The organism is Rathayibacter sp. PhB152, assembly GCF_003751395.1.
In the GTDB taxonomy this organism is placed as follows: Bacteria; Actinomycetota; Actinomycetes; order Actinomycetales; family Microbacteriaceae; genus Rathayibacter; species Rathayibacter festucae.
On sequence record NZ_RJUT01000012.1, the window covers coordinates 37,991 to 56,757 of the forward strand.

Genomic DNA, 18,767 nt, shown 5'->3' on the forward strand with positions numbered 1-18,767 from the left:
GGTCGGCGACCGGCTCGGGTCAGACGGACTCGTCGCGCTTCTGCCGGGCCGGCTCGGCCGGGCGGTCGGGGCCGTTCCAGACCGAGACGATGCCCCAGGCGACCGCGGCGATCGGCACGGCGAGCACGGCGCCGACGATGCCGGCGAGCACGGTGCCGATGGTCAGGGCGATCAGCACGATCAGCGGGTGCAGCTTGAGCGAGCGGGCCATCACGACCGGCTGCAGGAAGTTGCCCTCGAGCTGGTTGACGGCGATGACGACGATGATCACGATCAGCGCGGCCAGCGGGCCGTTCGCGACGAGGGCGACGAGTGCGGCGAGGATGCCGGCGGCGGTCGCTCCGACGATCGGGATGAAGGCGGTGAGGAAGACGATCACGGCGAGCGGGAGGGCCAGCGGCACCTGCAGGATCGCGAGGGCGACGCCGATGCCGATCGCGTCGACCGCGGCGACGGTCGCCGTGCCGCGGATGTAGCCGCCGAGGACGTCGACGGTCTTGCCGCCGACGCGCTTGGCGCGGTCGTAGCTCGAGCCGGTGAAGGGGCGGAGCAGGAACTCCCAGATCTTCGGGCCGTCCTTCATGAAGAAGAAGAGGACGACGATCATCAGCACCAGGCCGGTGACGAAGTTCGCCGCGGCGGCGGCGCCGGCGAGGGCGCCGGAGCCGAAGGAGCTCGAGGTGAGGAAGTCGACGACGCTCTGGCGGGCGTCCTCGATCTGCTGCTCGTCGATCTGGAACGGCAGGTGCTGCACGTAGTCCTGCAGCGAGGCGATGCCGTCGGAGGCGCTGCTGACCAGCTCGTCCCACTGGTTGCGGACGGCGACGGTGATCAGCCAGCCGATGGCGCCGAGGATCGCGAGCAGTCCGATCAGGGCGATCCAGGTGGCGAGGATCGACGGCACGCCCTTGCGGCGCATCCAGGCCAGGACCGGGTGGATCGCGGACGCGAGGATGATCGCGATCAGCACGGGGATCAGCACCAGCGTCAGCTGGGTCATCGCGAGGACGAGGACCGCTGCGAGCGCCAGGACGACGAGCACCTGGAGGCAGCGCAGGGCGAAGCGCCCGAGTCCGTCGGTCCACACCGTCGGCCGCCGCTCGGCGGGGGGAGTGGCCGGGGAGGCGGCCGGGGGGACGGTGCGGTCGAAGAAGCCCATGGGGGGAACCGTAGTGGAGGGACGGGGCGCGGTTCTCCCGCTTGACGACCGCGCGGTCGCCCCGGTGGCGGAGGTCGCCGGGCGGCGGCCGGATCGAGCGTGGAGTGCGGAATCGGTTGCGTCCGGCCGCCTCCACTGAGCAGAATCGCCTGTTCTGTGGCGAAATGGCGCGCAGAGGTGCGGAATCCATTGCCTCGACGACGGAATGCGCACTAGGGTCGCCGTGTCCATGCAAGCGCATGGGGTGCGGGACCCGAACCCGCGCCGCAGTCGCTCGCCGGTGCCCGCCGCCTGCCGATCAGGCGGCGGGTCCGCGCTCGTCCAGGACGGCCGCGCTACGCGGCGGGGACTCGGACGGTCAGTCCGCCCGGCTCGATCCAGGTGCGGAACGCCGACGTCGTCCCGAACGGGTCGCCGTCCAGCTCGATCTCCTGCGGCTTCTCCAGGCGCACCACGAGCTCGTGGCCCTTCACGTAGCGCAGCGCCGAGACCTCCTTCGTGAGGCCCATCAGCTTCGTGCCGACCACGCCGCTGCGGCGCAGCACGCCGTTCTCCCAGACCACCTTGAAGATGATCTGGACCCAGCCGAAGAAGCCCTCCGGGCGCAGCAGCACGATGTCGAACTCGCCGTCGTCGACCGCGGCGTCCGGCAGCAGCAGGATGTTCGCCGGCAGGGCGCCGCAGTTGCCCACGATGATCGTGTGCGCGCGCACTTTGCGCGTCTTCGCGCCGTTCAGGGAGTAGCGGAACTCGAGCTGGTTCTTGTCCAGCAGGGCCTTCCGCAGCGCGTCGACGTAGGCGAGCCAGCCGGCGCGCTTCTTCAGGTCGTCGTCGGTGTTCGCGAGCATCTTCGCGTCGATCCCGAGACCGGCCATCACGACGTAGGAGCGCCGGTCGCGGCCCTTCGACGTCTCGATGTCGATCACGCCGATGTCGATGGCGCGGTCCTCACCCGAGAAGGCGACGGTCAGCGCGTTGTCGACGTCGTCGAGCGTGAGATTGAGATTGCGGGCGAGCAGATTGCCGGTGCCGGAGGGCAGCAGCGCGAGCGACGCCTTCGAGTCCTGCAGCGCCTCGGCCACCACGCGCACGGTGCCGTCGCCGCCGGCCGCGATCACCATGTCGACGCCCTGCTCGAGCGCCTCCCTGGTCTGGCCGGCTCCCGGGTCCTCGACCGAGGTCTCGAACCAGAGGGTCTCGTCCCAACCGGCGGCCTCCTGGGCGCGCGCGACGGCGGCCTTCACGGCCTCGAGGTCGACCTTGACGGGGTTGTAGACGATCGCGGCGCGGCGGAGCTCAGACATCGGCGCCGTCCTCGTCCTCGTCGAGCTCGTTCCCGTCGGCGTCGACCCGGCCCGGGCGCACGGCGGCGTCGTTGCGGATGTCGATGCGGGTGTCGCCCGCGGGGGTGGTCGTCACGTCGATGCGCGGGGCCGCGTCGGCCTCCGTCGCGTTCGGTGCGCTGGTCAGCTGGTCTCGGCGATCATCCGCCTTCTGGTCGCTCATGCCTGGACGGTAGCAGCGCGATCGCGAGCGCCGCTCGGGGTTGCGTCGGCCTCGGCGGCCGCTCTCAGCGCGGGGTCGAGCGGGCGGCCTGCAGCCCCCAGAGCACCAGCGGGATCTGCAGCGGCAGGCGCAGCAGCGTGATCGCCCGGGTCCGCGGGCGGCGGGCGTCGAGGGCCATCTGCACGTTGGCGGGGAAGACCCCGGCCATCAGGGCGGCGGAGGCGAGACCGCCGACGGCGCGGGTCGGCGGACAGAGCGTCGTCGCGGCGCAGGCGAGCTCCGCGACGCCCGAGACGAGCACCCAGCCGCGGACCGAGCCGGGCATCGCCCGCGGGACGGCGCGCTCGAAGACGGCGGGGCGCGCGAGGTGGATCACGCCCGAGACCGCCATCGCGCCGACGAGCGCGAGCGGGCCGGCACCGAGGCGGGCAGCCCCGGCGCGGGCGGAACGCCGTCGCCGGAGCGCGCGGCGGCTCATCGGCCCTGCGCCCCGCGCTCGAGCGGAGCGACGTGGTCGAGGATCCGGCGCCACTCGCGCACCAGCGCCAGCCGCCCGGTGCCGTCGACGGTCGCGGAGCGCGCGTCGGCGAGCCGGGAGCGGAACCAGCGCGCGTCCTCCGAGCCGGCGACCGGGTCCGCGTCGCCGTTCACGATCAGGACCTCGGCCGTGACCCGATCGAGCTCCTCCGCCCAGGAGCCGTCGCGGAGCGCGACGAGGTCGGTCGCGGCGCCGCCGGGGCCCTGGCGCCAGCCCTCGCCGAGCATCCGCTCGAGCCGGTTGCGCAGCCCGCCGTGGCTCTCGAGGACCGGATCGCCGGGGTCGACGCCGAGCGAGTCGAGGCCGGGCACGTCGGCGGGGAGCGTCGCGGCGATCCCCGCGGCGTCCTCGCCGGGCAGAGTCTGCCGCCGCTCCCACGCCGTCGTCGGGTGCACGAGCGCGCCGGCCTGCGGGGGAGCGGGGGTGCCGACGATCGCGATGCGGTCGACGAGGTCCGGGTGCCGTGCGGCGAGCGAGAGCGCGAAGGCGCCGCCGGAGCCCCAGCCGACCACGCCGACGCTGCCGAAGCGGGCGCCGTCGACGTCGCGGGCGGTGCGCTCGGAGCGGCGGAGGTACTCCGCGAGGTCGTCGGCGCGGTCCTGGACGCGGCCGTGCTGCGCGTCGACGGGATCGGAGGCGCCGTAGCCGGGGCGGTCGAGGATCAGCAGGTGCAGGCCCCACGGCCCGGTGACCAGCGGGTCGGGGTCGAAGCCGCCCGCGCCGGGAGTGGGGTGGCAGAAGACGACCAGCCGGTCCGCGATCGGGTCGCCGGCGGCCGAGACGCCCATCCCGCGTCCGGACCGCAGCTCGAATCGGTGGTTCGCCATGTCTCCTCCAGAGTGCCGCCGTCGGTCGGCGGAGCGACCCCAGTCAACCGGAGGCGCGGGGTGCGCCGCTGGGGATTGTGCGGGGGCGTGGGCATCGTGGCCTCCCCGGGCCGCCCGCCGCCACCCTCTGGCGCGGTCCGTGCGGCGCGGAGGAGAGTGGGCGTTCCGGCAGAGCGCCGGGCGAAGGGAGAGCGGCGATGAGCAGCGACAGCAGCAACGGCACGGAGGACGAGAAGACCGAGAAGACCGAGGACCTCCCCGACGGCACCGGCACCGACACCTCCAGCGGCGGCGGCGACACGGACACCGTCTCGGGCGGCGAGCCGGACGACGAGTAGTCGCCGCGGCACGCTCGGCGACGAGACGAGGGGCGCCACCGGTGATGCCGGTGACGCCCCTCTCGTCGTTCTCCGAGGTCAGACGACGGGGCCGTTGCCCTCGCTGGTGCGGCGGGTGACCTGCTCGCCGCTGGCGGGGTCGACCGCCGAGCGGGTGGTCGAGACAGCCTGGCGGCGGCGGGTCATCAGGACGAGGCCGAGGATGAGGCCCACGGCTCCGGCGGCCATCAGGATGTAGCCGACCAGCTTGAGGTCGACTCCGGCCACCTGGACGTCCACGGCGAACGCGAGGATCGCGCCGACGACGAGGAGGAAGATCCCTGCTCCGATGCTCATACGTGCTCCTTCTGCGTGCGCCGGCGTGCGCGGGAGGCGCGATGGGCACCGGCGGGTGACGCCCCACCGTAGTGCCGCGGCGCCCCGCGGCCGAAGCCCTATCCCCCACCGCCGGCCGGGGTGTAGGCGGGACATCCATGTTGATCGAGTAGCCCGCGGAGCGGGCGTATCGAGATCCACCACCGTCAGCACCAGAGTCTGCAGACCCGCCCTGCTGAGGACGTAGGTCTCGATACGCCCCTTCGGGGCTACTCGACCAGCATGAATACGCCCCTGCGGGGCTGCTCGATCCGCACGGATGCGTCCCTGCGGGGCTGCTCGATCCGCATGGATGCGTCCCTGCGGGGCTGCTCGACCAGCATGGAGGGGCCGCTCCCGCGTCCCCACGGCATTTCGCCAACAGCTTGTTGGCGAAATGCCGGCGATCACTTCGATCCTGCGTCGGCACCACCCGGAAGGGGTGCGACGGCCTGCCGGAGGACGGCTGCGAGGTCCTCGTTGCTGCCGGTGTCCTGGCTGTGGAACCTCGCCTCCACGAAGGCGTCGCGCAGTGGCGCTCCGGGCGCGAAGAGTGCTGCATCGATCTGGTAGCCCGCCTGTTCGGCGAGCTGTGAGAAGAACACGAACTGTGTGCGGGTGTTGCCCTCCCTCGCGAAGTGGATCACGTTCAGCTCGCCCCAGCTCTCGGCGAGCTCATCGATGAACTCCTCCAGTCCGAGACCACGGAGATGATCCTTGCGAGCGAGCTTCGCGTACTCGGCATCCGCCGCTTCGGAGAGGGCCGGGCCGGCAGGGTAGTAGGCGTGCCCGTCCTTCGTCATGCGCGCGCCGACCGGAGCGACCCGCTCCTGGCCCGCCCACGCGTACACGTCGTGGAAGATCGCACGATGGATCGCCTTCATGTGCGCGTAGTCGAACCGACCCTTGACGGGGTTCTCGTGCAGTTCTCGAATGCGGACAGCAGTGATCGCCTCCTCCATCGCACGCAGCTTCACCGGATCCGTCTCGCCGTAGGGCTTGCCCGGTCCTGTGAACTTGTTGCGCAGAACAGTCGTACCCGGAATGAAGTAGTCATCCCAGGTACGGAAGGTGGAACCGAGGGACATCAGCCCTGAATGTGTCGCCGAATCGCAGCGACGGCCTCGTCCCCTGTCAGCTCATGGCGCGCGGCACGCTCGATGATCGCGAGTAGTGCGGGATCCGTGACCTCGTGTCCTGCCAGCGAAAGAGCAGCTTCGGCGAACATCAGGTGCTGATCGACCTCAGCGTGATCGGGCGTGATCGCCCCGAGTGCGTGCGCCATGCCAACCTCCCTCGTGAACTCCTCTACTTTACCGGCGCCACCCGTTCCGGCGCTCAGCGGTCCGCGATGCGGAGCATCACGCGGGTGCGGTCGCCGCGGGAGACGATCCGCTCGATCACCATGAAGACGCGGTACTCGAGGCGGTACTTGCGGAGGAAGACGCGGCCGAGGCGCTCGACGGTGTCGGTGTCGGAGACGATGTGCGCCTCCGCCTCGAGGACGGTCGCGCCGTCGGCGACGCGGCCGCGGCGGTCGCAGGGGACGAGGGTCACCCGCGGGTCGTTGCGCAGGCGCTTGACCTTGCCGCTCTTGCGGGGAGTCGTGACGATCAGGTCCGCGCCGTCCCGGGCGATCCACACCGGCGTCGACACTCCGACGCCCGTCTTCCGGAAGGTCGTGAGCGAGACGAACGAAGCGTCGGAGAGGGCCGCGAGAGCGGGCGAGAGGGTCATCCTCGAAGAGTAGGGGTGCGCGGGAGCGACTCCGCAAGCCTCCCTGGCAGCTCGGATCGCCGCCGTAGGGTGGAGGCATGACCGACCCGTCCCCCCTGATCGGTCCGATCCCGGCGCCCGAGCTCCACGTCATGACGTACAACATCCGCCGCCGCATGCCCCGCCTGACCGCCCGCGCGGTCGACCAGTGGGAGCGCCGGAAGCCCCTCGTGCGCCGGCTGCTGCAGGAGGAGAGCCCGTCGATCCTCGCGGTGCAGGAGGCGCTGCCCGATCAGGCGCAGTGGGTGCACGAGTCGCTCGGCGCCTCGTTCGAGGGCATGGGCTTCGGCCGCGACGCCGACCGCGGCGGTGAGCGGGTGATGCTCTTCGTCGACCGGAGCCGCTTCGCGGTACGCGACTGGTCGCAGATCGCGCTGTCCGCGACTCCGGACGTCGCCGGCTCGCGCAGCTGGGGCAACCGGATCCCGCGCACCGCGGTGATCGCCGAGCTGACCGACCACGCGACGAACCGCGAGTTCACCGTCGTCGCGACGCACTTCGACCACCTCTCGCGGCGCTCGCGACTGCGCTCGGCCGAGCTGGTCGCCGAGCGGATCACCGACCTCGGCCGGCCCGCGATCGTCATGGGCGACACCAACACCGACGTCGGCACCGAGCCGTACCGGGCGCTGCTGGACGAGGGCGGGCTCGCGGACTCCTGGGTCGTCGCCGGCACGCACCTCACCCCGCACTGGGGCACCTACTCCAACTACCGCCCGCCGAAGGCCGGCCGCCGCATCGACTGGCTCACGGTCAGCGCCGGGGCCTTCGAGGTCGTCTCGGCGGCGATCAACGCGACCCGCTACGGCACGGCGCCGGGCTCGGACCACGAGGCGGTTCAGGCCGTCCTCCGCTTCACGAAGCCGTGACCCGACCCGCCGTGAGAGCCCGCCCCGAGAACGAGCCCGTCCTGATCTCGACCTTCATGGAGCCCCCGCGCACCCGGGGCGAGTGGTTCGCCGACGCGGTCCGCGCCCTCGGCGCCGTGAGCATCGTCGCCGCGATGATCGGCTGGGACCTCGTCGACGTCGCCGTGCTCGCCCTCGCCGCGATCGGGCTGGTGCTGCCGCGGTTCCTCGGGATCCGCCCGGCGCTGGACGCCACCTTCGGACTCGCTCTGCTGGTCGCGTCCTGGAGCAGCGTGCTCGGGCTCTACCAGGCCTGGGCGTCGTGGGACCTCGTCGTGCACTTCGTGCTGAACGGGCTGGTCGCGGCCGTCGCCTACATCGTCGCCGCGCGCGCCGGCGTGGTGCCGACGGTCGCCGGCGACCGCGGTCCGCTCGCCCCGGCGATCGTGCTCTGCGCCTGCTTCGGCCTGTCGATGGGCGTGGTCTGGGAGTGGGGCGAGTGGGCCGGGCACCGCTTCGTCGACCCGTCGATCTTCGTCGGCTACGAGGACACGCTGGGCGACCTCGCGGCCGGCGCGGCCGGCTCGATCGCGGCCGGCGCGCTGATGCGCTTCTGGTCGGCGAAGAGCCGCGTCGTCGGCGGCTGACCCTCACCGGCCGGCGCTCCCCGCTCGTCAGCAGACGGCGCGCAGCGCCTCGAGCACGACCGCCCGCGCGGGGTTCCCGCGGCCCGAGCAGCGCCAGGCAGCGCTGACGACCCGCGTCGACACCGGGTCGACCGCGGGGACGGCGACCACCGCCTCCGGGAGCGGCTCGCGGCCGAGCCGCGGGACCAGCGCGACGGCGGCGCCCGCCTCGACCAGGGCGATGTGGGTGCTGAAGTCCTCGTCGTAGTAGGCGATGTCGGGCTGGCGGCCGGTGCCGGCGAAGGTGCGCAGCAGCCAGGCGTGGCAGATCGCACCCGCCGGGATGCTCACCCAGGTCTCGTCCGCGAGCCGGCTCGGCGCGATCTCGGCGCTGCCGGCGAGCGGGTGCGCCCGGTTCAGGAGGACGTCGGCGCGGTCCTCGAGCAGGATCTCGGTCTCGATGGTGTCCGGCGGGAGCTCGAGGGCCAGGCCCGGCCAGTCGTGCAGGATCGCCAGGTCGGCGGCACCCCGCTCGAGCCGCCGCGACGCCTCCCACGGGTCGAGCTCGTCGAGGGTGAGCCGGAGCCGCGGCGCCCGCTCGCGGATCCGCGCGAGGGCGGGGACGAGCAGGCCGCGCATCGCGGTCGAGAACGCGACGACCCGCAGGGTGCCGGTCACCTCCTCCGCGGGGACGGTGCCGAGGTGCCCGAGCGCCTCCAGCTCGGCGAGGAGGCGCTCGCCGCGATCGGCCAGGGCGCGGCCGTGCTCGGTGAGCAGCACGCCGCGGCCGGAGCGCTCGGCGACGGCGCCGCCGGACTGGCGCTCGAGGCGCTTGAGCTGCTGCGAGACGGCCGACGGGGTGTAGCCGAGCGCGTCGGCCGCGGCCGCGACCGTGCCGCAGTCGCGGACGGCGATCAGGGCGCGGAGCGCGGACGGCTCGATCATGCGGGGCTCGCGATCCCTGCAGCGCGTTCGATCATGCAGCGACGCTACCGGGTCGACGGTGCGGACCGGCGCTGGTGCTGCCGGGTCATCCGCGCTTGTCTGGGGGCATGACCCGCCGGCACAGCCTCCTCGCCCTCCTCGTCGTGCTGCTCTGGGGGCTGAACTTCGTCATGATCGACGTGGGGCTGGCGGACGTGCCGCCGCTGCTGTTCCTGGCGATGCGGTTCACGGTGGTCGCGGTGCCGGCCGTGTTCCTCGTGCCGCGGCCGCAGGCGCCGCTGCGGACGGTCGCGACCATCGGGGCGTTCATGAGCCTCGGGCAGTTCGCGCTGCTCTACCTGGCGCTGGCGCTGGGGATGCCCGCGGGGCTCGCGTCGCTGGTGGTGCAGGCGCAGATCGTGCTGACGGTGCTGATCGCCGCGGTGCTGCTGAAGGAGCGGCCGACGCGGCGGCAGAGCATCGGCCTGGTGGTCGGCGTCGCGGGGCTCGTGATCGTCGCCCTCTCGCACGGGGCCGTCGCGCCCTGGCTGCCGTTCGTGGTCTGCCTCGGCGGAGCGCTGTCCTGGGCGATCGGCAACGTGCTGACCCGGCGCGCGAAGGGCGCCTCGGGGCTCTCGCTGGTGGTCTGGTCGGCGCTGGTCGTGCCGATCCCGGCGCTGCTGCTCTCGCTGCTGGTCGACGGCGGGCCCGCGATCGAGACGGCGCTCCAGGGGCTCTCGCTCATGGCGGTCCTCAGCACGCTCTACACGGCGGTGTTCGCGTCGCTGATCGGCTACGGCATCTGGAACTCGCTGCTCGCCCGCTACCCGGCCGCCTCGGTCGTGCCGTTCACGCTGCTGGTGCCGGTGGTCGGCGTGCTGTCGGCGTGGGTGCTGCTGGGCGAGGTCCCGTCGGCCGGCGTGCTGGTCGGCGGCGCGGTGATGGTCGCGGGCCTCGCGGTCGCGACGATCCGCCGCGGCCGGCGCGATCCCGTCCTCGCCGCTGTCGGCGGTCCGGCGTAGTGTCGCCCGCATGTGCGGACGCTTCGCGATGGATTCCGAGACCGACGCCCTGATCGCGGAGTTCGTCGCGGCGGGCGGCCGGGCGGCCGACTGGGCGCCCGACTTCAGCATCGCGCCGACCGATGCGGCGCCGATCGTGCGCGAGCACAGGCACGAGGAGTCGCTGGAGCGCGAGATCGAGCTCGCCTCCTGGGGGTTCCGGCCGTCCTGGGCGAAGGGGAAGGGGCCGTCGCCGATCAACGCGCGGCTCGAGACGGTCGCCTCGAACGGGCTGTTCCGCGGGGCCTTCGCCAAGCAGCGCGCCATCGTGCCGATGCGCGGCTACTACGAGTGGGAGGCGCGCGCCGACGGCAAGCAGCCGTGGTTCCTGCACGGCGAGGAGCCGATCCTCGCCGCGGCCGGCCTGTACGCGGCGCGCAAGGAGGGCGACGAGTGGCGGGTCTCCTTCACGATCATCACCCGCGAGGCGCGGGACGCCTCCGGCGAGGTGCACGACCGGATGCCCGTCTTCCTCACGCCCGACGTCCGGGACGCCTGGCTGAGCCCGGAGCCGCTCGCCTCCAGCGAGGAGATGCTCGCGACCCTCGACCGCGCGTCGGTCGCCGTCGCGTCGACCATCACGGCCTACCCAGTCGACCGCCGCGTGAACAACGCGCGGACGGTCGACCGCCACGACCCGGGCCTGCTCGACCCGGTCGCGTAGGACCTCCCGCTCGACAAGCCCGGGACGATTCTCGGATCGCGCGCCAGGTGAAGCTTCGTTCCGGCAGTCGGAGACCGTCACGAGTACCCTCGCCGGATGCTGCTCACGCGCCTGTCCTCGCTGGTCCCTCTGCGAGGCGCATGTCCGACTCAGCTCGGTAGCACGTCACATCCGTCAGGACGTCGAGGTCGGTTCCTCTCGCGCCTGGACGACGAGGAGATCGCCGCAGTCGTGAGGCAGCGCGTGGGCATGGAGAGCGAGTCGCTGGCGGACGTCGCCGCCCGCTTCGGCGTCGTCCTCGACGAAGTGTGAGCCTGGATCGACCTGCAGCAACAGCGCGCACCCTCTACTGCCCCTAGCGCTGGTCGCGGTCGCCTCGACCATCACGGTGTGCCCGGTCGGCCGCTGCTGAGCTCCTCCGAGACGATCGCGTTCAGCGACCTGGGAAACATCACCGAGGACGTCGGAGGAAGCCATGCTGATCGAGTAGCCCGCGCGGCGGGCGCATCGAGATCCACCACCGCCGGAAGTCGAGTCTGCAGACCCGCCCGCCGAGGCGTCCTTGGACGGTCGAGACGTCCAAGAGCAGTGGGACGCCTCGACGGTTCGAGGACGCCTCGGCGACGCACCTCATGCTGATCGAGTAGCCCGCGCCGCGGGCGTATCGAGATCCACCACCGTCAGAACGCGAGTCCGCAGACCCGCCCTGCTGGCGCCGGCGGGTCTCGATACGCCCCTGCGGGGCTACTCGACCAGCATGGTCGGGCGCCGACCGTCTTCTCCTTCGCCACCGAGATGCGAAGCGGTTCAGCCGTCCGATACGACGTGCGGAGCGACTACTTCGTTCCGGCGTGGCCCGCCCGCCGGCGGAGCCGGCTGATGGGCAGGGTTCCCGGGGTGGGCCGGATCATTTCGTTCCGGCGTGGCCCGGGAACGGCTTGCCGTTCAGCGACACCTCGTCTGGGTCGACCTCGACGGTGCCGACGTCGTCGGCGCCGCCGGTGCCGGGCACGGAGACGACCTCGGCCGAGCCGGAGACCTCTGTCCGGCTGGTGGTCGGGTCCTGGTCCTGGCGGACCTCGGTCTCGCGCTCGCTGCCGGGGGACTCGGCGCGGTCCTTCTCGACCTGCTCGCTGCTGGTCCGCGTGGCCGGAGCCGCTCCGTCCGTCGCACCGATCGTCGATCCCTGCTCGTGCTCGTCCATGTGCCTCTGCCTTTCGTCGGGACAAGCCACGCTACGCGCGGGCCCACCGGCGGGCACCCGCTTGACAGCTCGCGGGCCCCGAGTCGAGCCCTGCGGCCCGGAAGACGGACGTACTACCCTGGGGAGACGGTCGCACCGGGGGGCGCGGCGTTGCCGCAGCATCCGCCCGAGGAGGAACCGTGTCATCCCACCGAACGGGCGAGAACCGCGTCGTCGGCACGACGATCGGCGGTCGCTACACGATCGAGGAGCTGATCGGCCGGGGCGGGATGGCCACCGTGTACCGGGCCCGTGACGGGATCCTCGGCCGCTCGGTGGCGCTGAAGATGTTCGCGCCGGGCATCGACGACACGCAGGACCTCCAGCGCAAGTCGTCCGAGATCCGGCTGCTCGCGGCCCTCAACCACCCCGCGCTGGTGACCCTCTACGACGCCGACGACGGCGGCGACGACACCGGCGGCCAGGCCTACATGGTGATGGAGCTCGCCGAGGGGCCGAGTCTCGCGGAGCGGCTGGCCAGCGGGCCCGTCCTGCCGAACGACGTCGCGTCGATGGCCGCCGACCTCGGCGAGGCCCTGCACACGGTGCACGCGGCCGGAGTGGTGCACCGCGACGTGAAGCCCTCGAACGTGCTGCTCGTGCCGAGCCCGCTGACGAGCCGTGAGTTCCGCCCCAAGCTCGCCGACTTCGGCATCGCCTACCTGATCGACGCCACCCGGATCACCTCGCCCGGCACCCTGATCGGCACCGCCGCGTACCTCAGCCCCGAGCAGGCGCACGGCGACGTGCTGACCTCGGCGAGCGACGTCTACTCCCTCGGCCTGGTGCTGCTCGAGTCGCTGACCGGGCGCCGCCCCTTCACCGGATCGGCGATCGAGGTCACTCTCGCGCGCCTGCTGCGCGACCCGGAGGTGTCGGACTCGCTCGGCGGCGGCTGGTCGGCGCTGCTGAACGCGATGACGCGGCGCGAGCCGGCCGAGCGGCCGTCGGCGATCGAGGTCGCGGAGTCGGCGCGGGCGCTGATCGATCCGCGCCGCGACGGACCGCCGACGGCGATCGTCGTCCCCGATGTGCCGGTCCGGGAGCCCGCCGGGCCGCCGCCGACCGAGCGGATGCCCGCGACCGAGCGCTTCGCTCCGACGTCCGCGGCGACCGAGCTGCTCGACGCCACGTCGGTGCTGCCCGTGGGCGCGACCGAGCTCCTGCCCGGCGCCGCGCCCGCGACGACCACGCGGGTCGCGCCGAGCGCGCCGGTCACCCCGCCCGCCTCCGTCGCGCGTCGCCGCACCGGGCCGAGCCCGTGGCTGATCGTCGTGGTGCTCGCGCTGGTCGCCGTCGCGGTCGGCCTCGTGATCGTGCTGTTCGACGGTCCGCAGTCGCCGCTGCCCGCCGTCGACGGGGAACTCGGCGAGCACCTCCGTCAGCTGCGCGAGAGCATCCGCTCGTGAGGGGCGCGAATCGGACAGGTCTGCGCCTGCGGGCCGGGGGTGCGGTGCTCGCCGCCGTCCTCGTGCTGTCGGGCTGCTCCGCCGCGGATCCGTCCATCGACGACGGCACCGCGCAGGCCCTCGACGACGCGGTCGTGGCGGTCGCCGAGAAGGCGTCGGCCGACGACTGGGCCGGAGCGCTCACCGAGCTCGACGCGCTCCAGGCGACGCTCGACGCGGCGGTCGCCGGCGGGAACGTCCGGGAGGACCGGGCCACGTCGATCAAGGCGCAGGCCGACCTCGTGCGCGCCGACCTCGCCGCGCTGATCGCCGCCGTGCCGGAGCCCGAGGAGTCGACCGAGCCCGAGCCGGAGGAGACCACTCCCGTCGAGGAGAAGCCGCCGGCCGAGGAGACCCCGGAGGAGGAGACGCCCGCGCCGGTGGAGACTCCCGAGGAGGAGCCGTCGCCGAGCCCCGAGGAGACCGAGCCGGTGGAGCCGACCGAGCCTCCGGAGGAGGAGTCGCCGGCGCCTGCCGCGACGACGCCGGCCGCCGGTGCGCCCGCTGTGCAGGCGCCCGCGACGCAGGCTCCCGTCGAGGAGCCGGTCGAGGGGCCGGGGAACGGCGGCGGGAACGGCGGCGGGAACGGCAACGGCCGCAGCCCGGAGAGCGGCCAGAGCCCCGGCAACGGGAACGGCCCGGGGAAGGGCTGAGACCCTCCGCTCCCGCGACCTACTCCTCCGTGCGGACGACCGCGTAGGACGCGTCGAGGTCGACGTCCACGTCGGTGCCGTCGGCGCGAGTGACCTCGACGTCGAAGGCGCGGTCGGTGTCGTCGCTGCGCTCGGCCTCGGTGACCGTGCCGCCGCCGACCGCGGCGATCGCGGCCTCGCTCGCGCGGGTCAGCTCCTCGCCGACGAGGTCGTCGGGGTCGACCGCGCCGGTGACGCCGGTGGTGCTGTCGTCGGTGCTGTCTCCGGTGGTGCCGGTCGTGCCGTCGTCCGTGCCGTCGTTCGTGCTGCCGCCGGTGCCGCGCACCGCGTCGTCGTCCGGGTCGACGACCAGCACGCCGAAGGAGTCGTCGAGCCGCACGTCGTACTCGAGGCCGTCGTCGCCGCGCAGCTCGAGCTCGTAGCCCGGCGTGCCGTCGTCGTCGCGCTCGGCCGAGGTGACGGTCCCGCCGCCGATCTCGGCGATCGCGACCTCGCTGGCGCGGTCGAGGTCGGCGCCGGTCAGCGCGTCCGAGCGCTCGAAGCCGTCGGTCGCGGCGAAGGCGATGCCCGTACCGGCTCCGACGAGCACGATCGCGCCCGCGACTCCGACGATGATCCCGGTCTTCTTCTTCATCATGATCCGCTCCGTCTCCGGCGCCGTTCCTCGACGCCGCAGCCACTGTCCCGCGGCGCCGCTGAAGCCAGCCTGAAGCGGATCGGACCCGGCGCCGGTCAGCGCAGCGGCACCCGCAGCGTCACTCGCGCGCCGCCCCACGGCGACTCCTCGATCGCGACGCTCCCGCCGTGCGCCGCCGCGATCTCGGCGACGATCGCGAGCCCGAGGCCCGAGCCGCCGGCGTCGCGGGTGCGCCCCTCGTCCAGCCGCACGAAGCGCTCCAGCACCCGCTCGCGGTCGGCCGCCGGGACGCCCGGCCCGTCGTCGTCGACGACCAGCACCGCGGAGTCGCCCTCCCCGCGGGTCGCGATCGCCAGCCGCGCGGCCCGGTGCCGCACCGCATTGTCGACGAGGTTCCGCAGCGCCCGCCCGAGCAGCGCCTCGTCCGCCACCGCCTGCACCGGCGAGACGCCCGAGGCGTCCACGGCGATCCCGGAGTCGCGCAGCCGCCGCACCTCGCGCAGCGCCAGGTCGTCGAGGTCGACCGGGACCGCGAGCACGGCCAGCCGCGCCTCGTCCGCGCGCGCCAGCAGCAGGAGGCCCTCGATCAGCCCGCCCATCCGCATCGACTCCTCGGCGACGGTCGTCGCCAGCCGGGCCGCGTCGAGTCGGTCGGGGTGCGCGAGTGCGACCTCGGCGCTCTGCCGCAGGGCCGCGACCGGCGAGCGGAGCTCGTGCGAGGCGTCCGAGACGAACCGGCGCTGCCGCTCCTGGCCGTCCTCGAGGCGGCCGAGCATCCGGTTCAGGGTCTGCGCGAGCCGGTCGATCTCGTCGCCGGAGCCGGGCTCCGCGACGCGGCGGTCCAGGGCCGCGGCGGTCACCGCGTCCGCCTCCGCGCGCATCCGGTCCACCGGCCGCAGGGCGCGGCCGACGACGATCCAGCAGACGATCGCGACGAAGGCGACCAGCAGCGGGACGGCGACGGCCAGCAGACCGGCGGTCGTCGCGAGCGCCTCCGCGCGGCCCTCGTCGGGCACGCCGACGACCAGGAGCGCGCCGTCGTCGAGCTCCTGGGTCGCGACGACCAGCGGATCCTCGTCCGCGGGCGTCGTCGTGAACGGCTCGTCGCGCTCCTCGGTCGCGAGCGCCGGCAGATCCTCGGCGTCCTCGCCCGCGGCGACCACCCGGCCGTCGACGACCAGCTGGACCACGCCCTCCGAGGCCCGCACCGCGTCGGCACCGCCGCGCTCGACCAGCGTCGCGACCCGCTCCGCCTCGGTCTCGGCGGCCGTCGCGGCACTGCCCGCGAGCACCCAGGAGAGCACCAGCAGGAAGCCGGCCGCGCCGAGCACCGCCGCGAGGGCGACGACGGCGGTCGCCGCGAGCGTGATCCGGGAGCGCAGGGAGCGCCGCCGCGTCGTCCCGCCCGTCACGGCAGCACCGTGTAGCCCGCGCCGCGCTGAGTGCGGATCGTCTCGCGCCCGAACGGCCGGTCGATCTTGTTGCGGAGCGTCCGGATGTAGACCTCGACGATGTTGGGATCGCCGTCGAAGTCGAAGTCCCAGACCGCGCCGAGCACGTCGCGCTTGGAGACGACGTCGCCCGCCCGCGAGACGAGGTACTCCAGCACGCTGAACTCGCGGGCCGTGAGCGGGATCGCGACCCCGCCCCGCTCCACCCGGCGCGCGGCCGGATCGAGAACGAGGTCGCCGACGGTCAGCACGGTGGGTCGCTCGGCGGCGCCGCGGCGGATCAGCGCCCGCAGCCGCGCGACCAGCACGGGGAAGGAGAACGGCTTGGTCAGGTAGTCGTCCGCGCCGGTGTCGAGCGCCTCGACCTGGTCGAGGTCCCCGTCCTTCGCGGTGAGCATCAGGATCGGCGTCCAGTCCTCGGCCGCGCGCAGCCGCTCGCAGACGCGGAAGCCGCTGATGTCGGGGAGCATCAGGTCGAGCACGATCGCTGCGTACTCCGCCTCCTGCGCGAGCCAGAGCGCGTCGGTGCCGTTCGTCGCGGTGTCGACCGCGAAGCCCTCGCCCTGCAGCCCCGCCTCGAGCGCGCCCAGCAGGTTGATCTCGTCGTCGACGATGAGGATGCGGATGGGAGCCTCCCGGTCTCGGCGCGGACGCCCAGGTTAACCCGCGCGTTCCCCGCGTGCGCTAAGACGGTCCGGTGACAGCCGACGCCTCCCTCGCCCGCCGCCTCGGCACCCGCGACGCCGTCGTCATCGGGCTCGGCTCGATGATCGGCGCCGGGCTCTTCTCGGCCTTCGCCCCCGCTGCCGCGGCGGCCGGTCCGTGGCTGCTGGTCGGCCTCGCCCTGGCCGCGATCGTCGCCTGGGCGAACGCCTCCTCCACGGCGCAGCTCGCCGCGCAGTACCCGCGCTCGGGCGGCGCCTACCTCTCCGGCCGGGAGCGCCTCGGCGAGTGGCCCGGGTTCCTGGCCGGCTGGAGCTTCGTCGTCGGCAAGACCGCGAGCTGCGCCGCGATGGCGCTGACCGTCGCCGCCTACGCCGCGCCCGCGGGCTGGGAGCGGCCGGTCGCGGTCGCCGCGGTCGTGGCGCTCGTCGCGGTGAACGTGCTCGGGGTGACCCGCACGGCGCTCGCGACGCGGATCCTGCTCTCGATCGTGCTCGTGGTGCTCGTCGTCGCGATGGCGGCGGCAGCGGCGTCCGGACCGGCGTCCGTCACCGGCGCCGATCGGCCCTTCGACGCCTACGGCGTGCTGCAGTCGGCCGGACTGCTGTTCTTCGCCTTCGCCGGCTACGCCCGCCTCGCGACGATGGGGGAGGAGGTGCGCGACCCCGCCCGCACGATCCCGCGCGCGATCCTCGGCGCCCTCGTGCTCGCGGTCCTGCTCTACACCGTCGTCGGCGCCGGGTTGCTCGCGGCGCTCGGACCGGAGCGGCTCGCCGCATCGACGCAGCCCCTCGTCGACGCGGCCGCCGCCTGGCCGTGGACCTCGGTGCCGATCCGCGTGGGCGCCGCGGCGGCGAGCCTCGGCGCACTGCTCGCGCTGATCGCGGGCATCGGCCGCACGAGCCTGGCGATGGCGCGGAACGGCGATCTGCCGCGGGCGCTCGCCGTGATCGACCCGATCCGCAGCGTCCCGCGCCGCGCCGAGATCGCCGTCGGCCTGATCGTCGTCGTCCTGGTGCTCGTCGCCGACCTGCGCTCGGCGATCGGCTTCTCCTCGTTCGGCGTGCTGCTCTACTACCTGATCGCGAACATCGCGGCGCTGACCCAGGAGGCCCCGCATCGCCGCTACCCGCGCCCGCTGGCGGTCGTCGGCGTCGCCGGCTGCCTCCTGCTCGTGGCGACCCTCCCGCCCGCCTCGATCGCGGGCGGCCTCGCGGTGCTCGCCGTCGGCGCGGCCTACCGGGCAATCGCTTTGTCGCGTGCGCGGCCCGACGGGAGCGCGACCGAGCCGGTCAGGGTCGCTCCGCGAGAGTAGCCGTCACGTCTTCCAGCGCCTGGACCCAGCGGGCTGTCGCGAGGCATCTGATCCTGCAGAGGTCGATCATCTTCGCGAGGTCGTCTGCAAGATCGCGGGCGAAGATCGGCTCGTGATGCGCGATCCGGTTGCGGAGGCGTCGAATCGTCTCCAGGTCGTTGTAGATCCTCGCGCGAAGCTGCTGCGGACTGTCGGTGTCGGCGTGCGGGAAGAGTGCGGCGATCTGCCGATTCCAGACGCGCTGATCGTGACGTGCGGTGAACATCGTCTGCCAGAACATGAACTTCAGCTCCGCGATGACCTTCCCGGTCGAGTGCTCAACGGCTCTCACGCTCCTCAGGTTCCGCCGTGCGTTGAAGGCGGGTCCACCACTGTCCGGCAGACTCTGCTCGAAGGTGGCGTTCCACGGCCACCGTGGGCCGTACTTGGCGGTCAGCGCGTCATCGACCGCGTTCCGCGTCGAGACCTCGGCGAAGTGCGCGGGGAGCATCAGTGCTGACGAGATCCGGGCGTTCCAGCCGTACAGCTCGACCGCCCTCGCCTGGTCGCCGGCCGCTGCCACCAGGTACGTTCCCATGCGGGGTGCGCTGAGCGCTGCGCAGATCGCCGGGACGTTCTGAGGCGTGGCGCGCGGCATGAAGCGAGGGTACAATCGCTCCCAAGAGCTGCGAGACCTGCTGGCTTCGGCCTCCCCTTGCAGACGATCGAATCGGAAGAGGGATCCCCGCGGGGGTCC

At 73.3% G+C, this 18,767-nt stretch carries 24 protein-coding genes; 9 read left to right on the plus strand and 15 right to left on the minus strand.

Annotated features, from left to right (window positions below):
• Positions 1 to 19 precede the first annotated feature (19 nt).
• From EDF36_RS20280 to EDF36_RS20300, 5 genes are all read right to left on the minus strand, one after another.
• A complete protein-coding gene (locus EDF36_RS20280; RefSeq protein ID WP_123734399.1) occupies positions 20 to 1,159 on the minus strand; it encodes an AI-2E family transporter in 1,140 nt (379 codons plus the stop codon).
• 335 nt (positions 1,160 to 1,494) lie between these two features.
• Positions 1,495 to 2,463 (minus strand): diacylglycerol kinase family protein, encoded by a 969-nt coding sequence (locus tag EDF36_RS20285; protein ID WP_123444808.1) that lies wholly within the window; start codon positions 2,461 to 2,463, stop codon positions 1,495 to 1,497.
• Complete coding sequence (locus EDF36_RS20290; protein ID WP_123701650.1) at positions 2,456 to 2,665, minus strand: multidrug transporter; 210 nt, start codon at positions 2,663 to 2,665, stop codon at positions 2,456 to 2,458. The genes EDF36_RS20285 and EDF36_RS20290 overlap by 8 nt, the downstream gene beginning before the upstream one ends.
• Positions 2,666 to 2,729: 64 nt before the next feature.
• Positions 2,730 to 3,143 (minus strand): hypothetical protein, encoded by a 414-nt coding sequence (locus EDF36_RS20295; RefSeq protein ID WP_260300829.1) that lies wholly within the window; start codon positions 3,141 to 3,143, stop codon positions 2,730 to 2,732.
• On the minus strand, positions 3,140 to 4,030 hold the full coding sequence (locus EDF36_RS20300; protein WP_123734400.1) for an alpha/beta fold hydrolase: 891 nt from the start codon (positions 4,028 to 4,030) through the stop codon (positions 3,140 to 3,142). Before EDF36_RS20300 ends, EDF36_RS20295 begins: the two co-directional genes overlap by 4 nt.
• A gap of 197 nt (positions 4,031 to 4,227) precedes the next feature.
• Between EDF36_RS20300 and EDF36_RS21475 the strand changes: the two genes are divergently transcribed.
• Entirely contained in the window at positions 4,228 to 4,368 is a 141-nt protein-coding gene (locus EDF36_RS21475; protein WP_159423548.1) for a hypothetical protein, read from the plus strand.
• Positions 4,369 to 4,446: 78 nt separating this feature from the next.
• On the opposite strand, the gene EDF36_RS20305 is transcribed toward EDF36_RS21475, so the two are convergent.
• The 4 genes from EDF36_RS20305 to EDF36_RS20320 all read right to left on the minus strand — a co-directional run bounded on the left by EDF36_RS20305 (position 4,447) and on the right by EDF36_RS20320 (position 6,459).
• Complete coding sequence (locus tag EDF36_RS20305; protein ID WP_123701654.1) at positions 4,447 to 4,704, minus strand: DUF6458 family protein; 258 nt, start codon at positions 4,702 to 4,704, stop codon at positions 4,447 to 4,449.
• Positions 4,705 to 5,129: 425 nt separating this feature from the next.
• Positions 5,130 to 5,810, minus strand: coding sequence for a Fic family protein (locus tag EDF36_RS20310; RefSeq protein ID WP_123701656.1), 681 nt, complete (start codon positions 5,808 to 5,810; stop codon positions 5,130 to 5,132).
• Positions 5,810 to 6,007, minus strand: coding sequence for an antitoxin VbhA family protein (locus EDF36_RS20315; RefSeq protein WP_123701658.1), 198 nt, complete (start codon positions 6,005 to 6,007; stop codon positions 5,810 to 5,812). The genes EDF36_RS20310 and EDF36_RS20315 overlap by 1 nt, the downstream gene beginning before the upstream one ends.
• Positions 6,008 to 6,060: 53 nt before the next feature.
• Positions 6,061 to 6,459 carry a PPOX class F420-dependent oxidoreductase gene (locus tag EDF36_RS20320; RefSeq protein ID WP_123701660.1) on the minus strand — a complete coding sequence of 133 codons (399 nt, stop codon included), beginning with the start codon at positions 6,457 to 6,459 and terminating at the stop codon, positions 6,061 to 6,063.
• Positions 6,460 to 6,536: 77 nt separating this feature from the next.
• Here EDF36_RS20320 and EDF36_RS20325 point away from each other — a divergent pair, with 77 nt between their 5' ends.
• Positions 6,537 to 7,367, plus strand: a complete 831-nt coding sequence (locus EDF36_RS20325; protein ID WP_123734401.1) for an endonuclease/exonuclease/phosphatase family protein — start codon at positions 6,537 to 6,539, stop codon at positions 7,365 to 7,367.
• Positions 7,364 to 7,993 carry a hypothetical protein gene (locus EDF36_RS20330; protein WP_123701664.1) on the plus strand — a complete coding sequence of 210 codons (630 nt, stop codon included), beginning with the start codon at positions 7,364 to 7,366 and terminating at the stop codon, positions 7,991 to 7,993. The genes EDF36_RS20325 and EDF36_RS20330 overlap by 4 nt, the downstream gene beginning before the upstream one ends.
• 27 nt (positions 7,994 to 8,020) lie before the next feature.
• Here EDF36_RS20330 and EDF36_RS20335 read toward each other — a convergent pair whose 3' ends face one another.
• Positions 8,021 to 8,917, minus strand: coding sequence for a LysR family transcriptional regulator (locus EDF36_RS20335; protein ID WP_123734402.1), 897 nt, complete (start codon positions 8,915 to 8,917; stop codon positions 8,021 to 8,023).
• Between the two features lie 107 nt (positions 8,918 to 9,024).
• Between EDF36_RS20335 and EDF36_RS20340 the strand changes: the two genes are divergently transcribed.
• The 3 genes from EDF36_RS20340 (at position 9,025) to EDF36_RS21650 (ending at position 10,933) form a co-directional block, all read left to right on the plus strand.
• The gene (locus EDF36_RS20340) at positions 9,025 to 9,918 is read left to right on the plus strand and encodes an EamA family transporter (RefSeq protein WP_123734403.1); all 894 of its coding nucleotides are present in this window, start codon (positions 9,025 to 9,027) and stop codon (positions 9,916 to 9,918) included.
• A gap of 10 nt (positions 9,919 to 9,928) precedes the next feature.
• Positions 9,929 to 10,621, plus strand: coding sequence for an SOS response-associated peptidase (locus tag EDF36_RS20345; protein ID WP_123734404.1), 693 nt, complete (start codon positions 9,929 to 9,931; stop codon positions 10,619 to 10,621).
• A gap of 96 nt (positions 10,622 to 10,717) precedes the next feature.
• A complete protein-coding gene (locus EDF36_RS21650) occupies positions 10,718 to 10,933 on the plus strand; it encodes a hypothetical protein (protein ID WP_148060110.1) in 216 nt (71 codons plus the stop codon).
• 595 nt (positions 10,934 to 11,528) lie between these two features.
• Here the strand turns inward: EDF36_RS21650 and EDF36_RS20350 are convergent.
• Positions 11,529 to 11,825: a hypothetical protein gene (locus EDF36_RS20350; RefSeq protein ID WP_123734405.1), complete on the minus strand. Its 297-nt coding sequence runs from the start codon at positions 11,823 to 11,825 to the stop codon at positions 11,529 to 11,531.
• Between the two features lie 179 nt (positions 11,826 to 12,004).
• Here EDF36_RS20350 and EDF36_RS20355 point away from each other — a divergent pair, with 179 nt between their 5' ends.
• On the plus strand, positions 12,005 to 13,273 hold the full coding sequence (locus EDF36_RS20355) for a serine/threonine-protein kinase (protein WP_123734406.1): 1,269 nt from the start codon (positions 12,005 to 12,007) through the stop codon (positions 13,271 to 13,273).
• The gene (locus EDF36_RS20360) at positions 13,270 to 13,965 is read left to right on the plus strand and encodes a hypothetical protein (RefSeq protein WP_148060111.1); all 696 of its coding nucleotides are present in this window, start codon (positions 13,270 to 13,272) and stop codon (positions 13,963 to 13,965) included. Before EDF36_RS20355 ends, EDF36_RS20360 begins: the two co-directional genes overlap by 4 nt.
• A gap of 19 nt (positions 13,966 to 13,984) precedes the next feature.
• Here EDF36_RS20360 and EDF36_RS20365 read toward each other — a convergent pair whose 3' ends face one another.
• From EDF36_RS20365 to EDF36_RS20375, 3 genes are all read right to left on the minus strand, one after another.
• Positions 13,985 to 14,602, minus strand: coding sequence for a PepSY domain-containing protein (locus tag EDF36_RS20365; protein ID WP_123734408.1), 618 nt, complete (start codon positions 14,600 to 14,602; stop codon positions 13,985 to 13,987).
• 95 nt (positions 14,603 to 14,697) lie between these two features.
• Entirely contained in the window at positions 14,698 to 16,014 is a 1,317-nt protein-coding gene (locus EDF36_RS20370; RefSeq protein ID WP_260300830.1) for a cell wall metabolism sensor histidine kinase WalK, read from the minus strand.
• Positions 16,011 to 16,679, minus strand: coding sequence for a response regulator transcription factor (locus tag EDF36_RS20375; protein ID WP_123734409.1), 669 nt, complete (start codon positions 16,677 to 16,679; stop codon positions 16,011 to 16,013). Before EDF36_RS20375 ends, EDF36_RS20370 begins: the two co-directional genes overlap by 4 nt.
• Before the next feature lie 71 nt (positions 16,680 to 16,750).
• On the opposite strand from EDF36_RS20375, the gene EDF36_RS20380 reads away from it, so the two are divergent.
• Positions 16,751 to 18,031: an APC family permease gene (locus EDF36_RS20380; protein WP_123734410.1), complete on the plus strand. Its 1,281-nt coding sequence runs from the start codon at positions 16,751 to 16,753 to the stop codon at positions 18,029 to 18,031.
• Here the strand turns inward: EDF36_RS20380 and EDF36_RS20385 are convergent.
• A complete protein-coding gene (locus EDF36_RS20385; protein WP_123734411.1) occupies positions 18,009 to 18,668 on the minus strand; it encodes a hypothetical protein in 660 nt (219 codons plus the stop codon). The genes EDF36_RS20380 and EDF36_RS20385 overlap by 23 nt on opposite strands.
• Positions 18,669 to 18,767 lie beyond the last annotated feature (99 nt).